Here is a 7,752-nt window from a genome sequence, read left to right on the forward strand (position 1 = left end):
GCGGGGGCGCGGGCGTAGGGGCGGTGGGCCCGGTCGGCCGCGACCCCGGTGCGCGGGCCGGCCGGGGCCACCGCCGGTCTCAGTCGGCCACGGCGCGGCGTACGGCGGCGGCGAGTTCGGCGATCTGCCGCTGTGACACCTCGGCGGACAGGATCGCCTGCGACCCGTGGAACGTGCCGGGCCACTGGTGCAGTTCGACCGAGACGCCCGCCCGCAGCAGGCGCAGCGCGTAGTCGATGTCCTCGTCGCGGTTCGGGCAGAGCTCAGCGGTGGCGATGTGGGCGGGCGGCAGGCCGGACAGGTCGGCGGCGCGCGCGGGGGCGGCGTACGGCGTGGCGGGCGCGGAGCCCAGGTAGTGCCGCCACGAGGCGGTGAGTTTGTCGCGGTTCATCCAGGGCGTCCCGGTGAAGTTCCGCTGCGACCAGGTCTCCTGCCGGTCGTCGAGCTGCGCCTGGTTGAGCAGTTGGAAGCGGATCGGCGGCCCGTGCTGGTCGCGCGCCCGCAGCGCCACCGCGGCGGCGAGCCCCGCCCCGGCGCTGTGGCCTCCGACCGCGATCCGCTCCGGATCGATGCCGAGCTCCGCCGCGTGCTCGGCCGTCCAGAGCAGCGCGGCGTAGGCGTCGTCCAGGGCGGCCGGGAACGGGTGCTCGGGGGCCAGGCGGTAGTCCACCGAGATCAGCACCGCGCCGGAGCCGTCCGCCAGCCGGGCGGCCCACGGGTGCTCGGTGTCCAGGTCACCCATGACGAACCCGCCGCCGTGCAGCCAGACGACGGCGCCCCGTGCCTGGTGCGGGCGGTAGATCCGCACCGCCACGTCGGGATCGGCCGGCACCGTACGGTCCTCGATCTCCATTCCCGTGGTGTCCGGGGGCGGCAACGTGGCGGCCAGGGCGGCCAGGTTCTTGCGCTGGCCGACCGGGTCGGTCAGATCGGCCTTGGGGAACAACGGTACGAACGCTTCGAGTTCTGGGTCCATGTCGGCCATCCTGACGGCCGCCATCCCTCGCGATCACCCGCCGCCCGTCGGGCATCCCCCGCGGATGACGCGCCGATCGGCGCCTATCCTCCTGCCATGGAGGCACTGGCCGTACGGCTGTCGCAACTGGACGCGCACGTCGAGGGCGCCCTGCGCGTCATCATGTTCTACGACACGCTGATGCGCCGGCGGGTGGATCTCCCGGCGCTCGCCCGGGCCTCGGCGGGCCTGGCCGAGTGCGTGGTCGGGATGCGGCTCCATGGCGCGGGGCGGGCGATCCGCGTCGCGCCCGACGGCAGGGAGATGTCCGCCCCGCCGGCGCCCGCGTCGGCCACGGCGCCGATCACCCTCGACGAGGAGGAGATCGGCACGGTGTGGCTGGAACGCCCCGCCGCGCCCGGCGCCCCCGGCTCGTACGACCTCGACCAGCTGCTGCTCGACCGGCTCGCCATCGCCGCCGCGACGGTCGTCGAGCGGTACGGCCCGGCCCGTACCACCATGGCCGACCCCGCGCTCGTGGAGTTGGTGATCAGCTCCGACAGCGACGAGGCGGCCAGGGCGCGGGCGCTGCGGCTCCTGGGTTTCGCCGCGGGCGTGCCGGTCCACGTCGTCGCCGTACGGTCGCGGCTCGCGCTCGACCGGATCGGCGCCCTGATCTGCCCGGCGCGCCCGGTGAAGGCGGCACCGCTCGCGGACGTGGGCGTCGTCCTGGCGACGAGCGTGGACCGGGCCGGGTTCCCGGGGGACGTACGCGGGGGCATCGGCGCCGCCGAGAGCCCCGACCGGTCCTGGCAACAGGCCCGCACCGCGCTCCGCTTCACCACCCCGCGCCGGCCGGTCGTCCACTACGACGACCTGGGCGCGCTGGCCCTGCTCGCCCAGGTGCCCCAGGGCACCGCGCGGGACAACGCCGACGTGGCCGCGATCGCCCGCATCGCGGGCAACCCGGGAGATCTGGAGACCCTGGACGCCTACTGCGCCACCGGCTCCCTGCGCCGGGCCGCCGACCTCCTCCACCTGCACCACAGCAGTGTGGCCCGCCGCCTCGATCAGATCGCCAAGGCCCTGGGCATCGAACTCACCGAGCCCACCGGCCTGATACGGGCCACGCTCGCCCTCACGGCATGGCGGCTGCTCGACGGCTGAGCGCCTGACGCTCGCGCGGCCGACTGCCCCGTTGGACCGCGCAAACAGACCAACGGGGCCTTCTCACGCTCCCGTTGGCCGTACCCGCGAACCGGACGCAGCGCGCGGGAAGGGGACTCATGACAGCGCCGCTGTCACCAGTTGGCGGATCTCCTCGGCGGACACGCCGCCGCCGTTCACCAGGCGGTCGAAGATCAAACCGTCCACGCAGGTCAACAGCGTGACGGTGCGGGTCTCGGCGTCCGGGACGCCGTGTGCGGTCAGGAAGTCCTGGACCGCTCGTCGGCCCGCGTTCTCGCGCGGTACGAGGATCTCCCGCAGCTCGGGGTGGTGCACGCTCTCGATGGCGCACGCGTAGCGGGCGAGGGAGCGCCGGCGGCCGTCCCCGGTGAGCCGTCGTTCGGCGAGGGCGACGATCCCGGCCGCCAGGTCGTCGGCGGTCCGCGGCGCCGGCGCCTGCGTTCCCATCTCCTGGAGCTCCGCCTGGTCGAGCGCGACCAGGCGCCGGACCAGTGCGGTGAGCAGCGCCTGGCGGGTGCGGTAGTAGGCGGAGGTGGTGCCGGGCGGCAGGTTCGCCGCCCGGTCCACCGCGCGGTGGGTCAGCCCTCGCGCACCGGTCTCCGCGAGGACGGTGATGGCGGCGTCGGCGAGGAGAGCGCGTCGATCGGTGGGCACCCCGCATTTCTACACCTGTAGGCGGCCGGAGTACTCTTTTTCTACACCTGTAGAAGATCTGGTGCGGGGCGGACGGAGGAGGACCGGGCATGGGCGGAAGCGCGGTAGTGGTCGGCGGCGGCATCGGCGGGCTGGCCGCCGCCATCGGCCTGCGGCTGATCGGCTGGGAGGTGACGGTCGTGGAACGGGCCGCCGCCCTGGCCGATGTGGGCGCGGGCATCTCCCTGCACGCCAACGGGCTGCGCGCCCTCGACGCCCTCGGCGTCGGCGCGGCGGTGCGCGCGGCGGCGCGGCCGCAGTACACCGGGGGCACCCGCACCCCGGGCGGCGGCTGGCTGGCCCGCATGGACGGCGCCGCGCTGGAGCGCGAGCTGGGCACGCCGATCGTCGGCATCCCCCGAGCCGTGCTGCACCGCCTGCTGCGCGAGGCCCTGCCGCCCGAGTGTCTGGTCATCGGGTCCGAGGTGACGTCCGTCGACACCTCGTTCCCCGAGCGGGTACGGGTGCCTCTCCGGGACGGTGCCGTGGACGCGGATCTGGTCGTGGCCGCCGACGGCGTGGGCAGCCGGCTGCGCGCCCGGCTCTTCCCCGCCCACCCCGGCCCCGCCTACAGCGGGTCGACGGTCCTGCGCGCCATCACCGAGCATCCGGTGGCGCTGCGCACCGACTTCGAACTCACCTGGGGGAAGGGCGCGGAGTTCGGCCACATCGCCTTCGCCGACGGGCGGGCCGAGTGGCACGCGGTGCTCAACTCGCCGCCCGGCGTGCGGCACGCGGACGCCCTTGCCGCGTTGCGGCGCCGCTTCGGCGACTGGCACGATCCCATCCCCGCGCTGCTGGACGCGACCCGGCCCGAGGCCGTCCTGCACCACGACATTCACGAGTTGGTGACGCCCCTGCCCGCCTTCACCGCGGGCCGGGTCGCGCTCCTCGGTGACGCGGCCCATGCCATGACGCCCAACCTCGGCCAGGGAGCCTGCCAGGCGCTGGAGGACGCGGCCGGCCTGGCCGCCGCGCTCGCCGGCGAACCCACGGTCGAGTCGGCGCTGACCCGTTACGACGCCGAGCGCCGGCCCCGCAGCCAGTCCGTCGCGCGTGCGGCGCGCCAGGCCGGGCGGATCGGACAGCAGTTGTCCCATCCCCTGGCCATCGCGGCGCGCAACACGGCACTCCGGCTGGCCCCGTCCCGTACGGCCGTCCGGGCCATCCTGCGCCATGCCGACTGGGCGCCACCCCGCCTGGGCTGACGGGGGAACCGGCAGGCGCCATGGCGGGGTGGCGAAACGTGCTGTGGTGACCTCACGGTGCGGACCCGGCCCGTGAGAACCGGCCGTGGAGCCTGACGCCGCCGGACCGGGTCCCGCTGGTCACCGAACGTCGCCGGCCGTCAGTCGAGGCAGAACTCGTTGCCCTCGATGTCCTGCATCACGATGCACGACTCGTTCTCCTCATCGGCGTACAGCGTCTGCACGTGTACCGCGCCGAGCGCGACCAGCCGTGCGCATTCGGCCTCAAGGGCGGCGAGGCGCTCCGCACCCACGAGCCCGGTGCCGACCCGCACGTCGAGATGCACCCGGTTCTTGACGACCTTGCCTTCGGGAACGCGCTGAAAGTACAGTCGCGGGCCCACACCCGAGGGATCACTGCACGCGAACCACGAGCCCCGATCCTCAGGTGACCGCGAGCGATGGAACTCGTCCCACGTGGCGAAGCCCTCCGGCGGCGGCGGTACGACGTACCCCAGAATCTCGCACCAAAAACGAGCGACGCGCTCGGGATCTGCGCAGTCGAAGGTCACTTGGAACTGCCTGATCGTTGACATCGGCGCACCATAGCAGGGGCGGCTCTGTCGTTCATCTCCATTACGGATGCGCCCCTTTGGGGGTGCGGCCGGGCCCCGGAGGCCGGTCACGGGACAGCCCTCAGGGGCAGATCCAGCAGTAGAGGCGCCGGCCGCGGGCGGCGGCCCGGGTGGCGAGGGCGGCCAGGTCGCCCAGGAACTCCGCGAGCCCGTCCGGGTCCGGGGGCGTGTCGAAGGCATCGGACGCGGACCAGTCGCGCGCCACCGCGGCCAGCGACGCGGCGTCACGACCCACGAGGCAGTCGCGGAGGCAATCCGTGAGCGCCAGGCCGACGACCTCGCCCTCCCCCACCATGGCGACCAGGTGACCGCGCCGGCGGTCGGCCTTCACGGCGGCCGCGGGCCTGCCGGTGAGGAGCGCCTCGGCGGGCAGCAGGGCGACCACGGGGTCCACGCCCTTCACCACGACCTCGTCGTAACCGGTGCCCACCGGCTCGCCGTCCTCGCGCACGATCGCCCGTGCCGCGTCGTGATCGTCGGTGGCGGCGTAGTAGCCGAAGAGAACTCCCATGCACCGGATCTTGCCATCCGCCCCTGACAACCGGCGCCGTCCGGAGGGAGCCCGCGCGACGCCGTACGGAATCGGCGCCGTGCGGAATCGACGCCGTACGAAATCGGCGCCCTCGGGCAGCGGTGCCGCATGAGGTCGGCGGCGCGCCGGCCGCGAACCGGCCCCCGCCACCCGGCCCGGATTCCCGCCACTCCCGCGAGAAAACCGATTCCTCCGACCGTATGACGAGGCGACGAACTCCCTTGACGCGGAGTCAGCTATTCCTTTTTTGGACGTTAATCCAGTAGTCGACGTTCGAACGAACACTTACTCTGCGTATCACGGCGCGCGGAATCGACCGTATACCGGATCACCGGCGACATCCGCGAGCCGGATCGCGGGAGGACATCATGGCGCAGGACATCGAAGCGACGTTCCTCGATTCTCTCGGCCGGCTGGCGCGGAAATTGCAGGCGTGCGACTCGGTACGCCAGGGCGGCCTGGTATTCCGGCTCACCGACCCGGGTGCCGGGGCGTATCGCCTGGAATGCGGCGCCGCCGAACTCCGCATCACGGATGTCTCCGGAGCGGGGGTCGACAGCGAGCCGCTGGTCGAGGTGATCGGCCGGGGGGAGACCCTCTGCGCGATCCTCGACGGCGAGGCCGACGCACGTCAGCGGTTCCTCGCCGGCGGCCTGCGGGTCCGCGGGGACCTGTCCTACCTCAACGACGTGGCGGTGGAACTGGGCCTGCTGTCCAAGCCGCTCTTCGCCGGTCCGCGGTGACCCCGTATCCGACCCGCGCGTCCGCTTCTCGCGACCGGCCGCGCATCCGGCCCCGTATCACGACTCCCTGTCATGTCACCTCAGCGCATTTCTCCGGAGGCGAGGAATCGTGGCCCAGACATTCGGACTCGTCCAGCTTCTGTCCGTGCACAGCACGGGAGCCTGTGTGATGATCGGCCCCCGGCCGGACAACGCCGAAATGCTCAGCGTGCAACACGACGGCACGCCGGCCGGCGCCGCCGACGCGGGAAGCCTCATCGAGACCCTCGCCACCGCGCTCTCGAACTACCGGCCCGTGAGCGCCGTGCACGCCGATGACGACCCGTTCATCACCGGAGTCGTCATCGAATCCGTGTAGCGACTCGTAACGCGTTCGGAGCGAACTCAAGGGGCGAATTCGCCATGGCTGTCACACGAGGCTATGTCCAGGGGCTGAACCAGGCGCAGAACACCGCATGCGTACAGGTGGGCCCGCACCCGAACGCGACGGAGCTGTTTCTGCTGACGATGCGCTCCGGGGACGAGGCGCGGGACGTCCTCAAGCGGACGATGCTGACGTCCCTGACGCACTTCCTGACCGGCGGGCAGGAGGTCGACATCGACCACGACACCGAGTCGGCCGAGATCCTGAGCGTGTCCTCGCCCCGTTACGACGTGGCCGCGCACCCCCTGCAGATGGAGGCCGTCGAGGTCACCCAGGGCATCCAGGACCTGGCCGGCTCCGTGCCGCTGATCGCGGGGAAGCGGACCGCGGTCCGGGTGTACCTCACCTACTACGCCACTCCCGGAGTGACGGTGCGCGGTGAGCTGGCCGTGCGCCGCGGGCCCTCGGAGCCGGTCGTGACGGTTCCGTCGACGGGCACGGCGAGCCTCGACGCCGCGCGCGCCGGGGACATGGCGGCCGCCCGTCACGTCCTGGGCCACAGCCTGACGTTCCTGCTGCCGGACTCCCTCACGGAGGAGGGACCGTTGGCGATCTCCCTCGGCAGCGTCACCGACACTGCGACCGGCAGCCGGCTCGCCGTCGCCCGGGAGCGCAGACCGGTCGTCTGGTTCGGCGCGAGTCCCCCGCTGCGGCTGAGACTGCTGGGGCTGCGGTACACCGCGGGGAACCCCCCGGTCACCCACTCCCCCACCGCCAACGACTTCGCGATGCTGCTGTCGTGGCTGCGCCGCGCCTACCCCGTGGGCCGGGTCATCAGCACGCAGGCGGTCGTGGACGCCACGGCCACCGCCCCCTTCGGCTGCGACGACGCCAACGCCCAGATCCAGGCGCTGCGGGACCTGGACATGAGCGCGGGGGAAGATCAGCGCACGCACTACTACGGCCTGGTGAGCGACGGCGGCCGCGTCAACGGCGGCTTCTTCATGCGCGGCTGCGCGGAGGGGGTTCCGGTCACGAGCCCGGCGCCGGACACCGTGGCCTCCGGCCCGACCGGGGACCCGGCCGGGAGCTTCCCCTGGGACACCGACACCTCGTACGGCGACTGGTACGGGGGCCATGAGCTGGGGCACACCCTCGGCCGGCTGCACCCGGGCTTCTGCGGGGAGTCGAGCGACGACCTCAGGAACTACCCGTACGACGGAGGGCGTCTCGCCGGCTCGGACACGGGCTTCGCCGGGTTCGACGTGGGCGACCCCGCCCTGGGCCTGCCCATGGCCGTGCTGCCCGGCCGCCAGTGGACCGACGTCATGACCTACTGCGAGTTCGAATGGCTCAGCGCCTACACGTACCGGGGCGTCCGCCGGCGCCTCTTCGCCGAGGACCGGATGGGGCCGCGGCCGTCGGCGCGTACGCCATGGTGACCGGGGCCGGCGG

General features: G+C 73.1%; 9 protein-coding genes. 5 read left to right on the forward strand and 4 right to left on the reverse strand.

Annotated features, from left to right (window positions below; translation table 11 throughout):
- Positions 1 to 79: 79 nt before the first annotated feature.
- Positions 80 to 976, reverse strand: a complete 897-nt coding sequence (locus ACSNOD_RS25440) for an alpha/beta hydrolase (protein ID WP_436769381.1) — start codon at positions 974 to 976, stop codon at positions 80 to 82.
- A gap of 96 nt (positions 977 to 1,072) precedes the next feature.
- Here ACSNOD_RS25440 and ACSNOD_RS25445 point away from each other — a divergent pair, with 96 nt between their 5' ends.
- Entirely contained in the window at positions 1,073 to 2,122 is a 1,050-nt protein-coding gene (locus ACSNOD_RS25445) for a PucR family transcriptional regulator (RefSeq protein WP_436769382.1), read from the forward strand.
- Positions 2,123 to 2,239: 117 nt separating this feature from the next.
- Here ACSNOD_RS25445 and ACSNOD_RS25450 read toward each other — a convergent pair whose 3' ends face one another.
- Positions 2,240 to 2,797, reverse strand: coding sequence for a TetR/AcrR family transcriptional regulator (locus ACSNOD_RS25450; RefSeq protein WP_436769383.1), 558 nt, complete (start codon positions 2,795 to 2,797; stop codon positions 2,240 to 2,242).
- Positions 2,798 to 2,886: 89 nt separating this feature from the next.
- On the opposite strand from ACSNOD_RS25450, the gene ACSNOD_RS25455 reads away from it, so the two are divergent.
- Positions 2,887 to 4,044, forward strand: coding sequence for an FAD-dependent monooxygenase (locus ACSNOD_RS25455; protein WP_436769384.1), 1,158 nt, complete (start codon positions 2,887 to 2,889; stop codon positions 4,042 to 4,044).
- Between the two features lie 140 nt (positions 4,045 to 4,184).
- Here the strand turns inward: ACSNOD_RS25455 and ACSNOD_RS25460 are convergent, their stop codons facing one another.
- Both ACSNOD_RS25460 and ACSNOD_RS25465 read right to left on the reverse strand, forming a co-directional pair.
- On the reverse strand, positions 4,185 to 4,619 hold the full coding sequence (locus ACSNOD_RS25460) for a VOC family protein (RefSeq protein WP_436769385.1): 435 nt from the start codon (positions 4,617 to 4,619) through the stop codon (positions 4,185 to 4,187).
- A gap of 100 nt (positions 4,620 to 4,719) precedes the next feature.
- A complete protein-coding gene (locus ACSNOD_RS25465; protein WP_436769386.1) occupies positions 4,720 to 5,169 on the reverse strand; it encodes a hypothetical protein in 450 nt (149 codons plus the stop codon).
- A 389-nt stretch (positions 5,170 to 5,558) separates the two neighbouring features.
- Between ACSNOD_RS25465 and ACSNOD_RS25470 the strand changes: the two genes are divergently transcribed.
- From ACSNOD_RS25470 to ACSNOD_RS25480, 3 genes are all read left to right on the forward strand, one after another.
- The gene (locus tag ACSNOD_RS25470) at positions 5,559 to 5,933 is read left to right on the forward strand and encodes an SCP2 sterol-binding domain-containing protein (RefSeq protein WP_436769387.1); all 375 of its coding nucleotides are present in this window, start codon (positions 5,559 to 5,561) and stop codon (positions 5,931 to 5,933) included.
- Between the two features lie 109 nt (positions 5,934 to 6,042).
- The gene (locus tag ACSNOD_RS25475; protein WP_436769388.1) at positions 6,043 to 6,291 is read left to right on the forward strand and encodes a hypothetical protein; all 249 of its coding nucleotides are present in this window, start codon (positions 6,043 to 6,045) and stop codon (positions 6,289 to 6,291) included.
- A gap of 44 nt (positions 6,292 to 6,335) precedes the next feature.
- Positions 6,336 to 7,739 carry a hypothetical protein gene (locus ACSNOD_RS25480; RefSeq protein ID WP_436769389.1) on the forward strand — a complete coding sequence of 468 codons (1,404 nt, stop codon included), beginning with the start codon at positions 6,336 to 6,338 and terminating at the stop codon, positions 7,737 to 7,739.
- The last annotated feature ends 13 nt before the right edge of the window (positions 7,740 to 7,752 follow it).

Source organism: Streptomyces sp. URMC 123 (assembly GCF_051386515.1).
GTDB lineage: Bacteria > Actinomycetota > Actinomycetes > Streptomycetales > Streptomycetaceae > Streptomyces.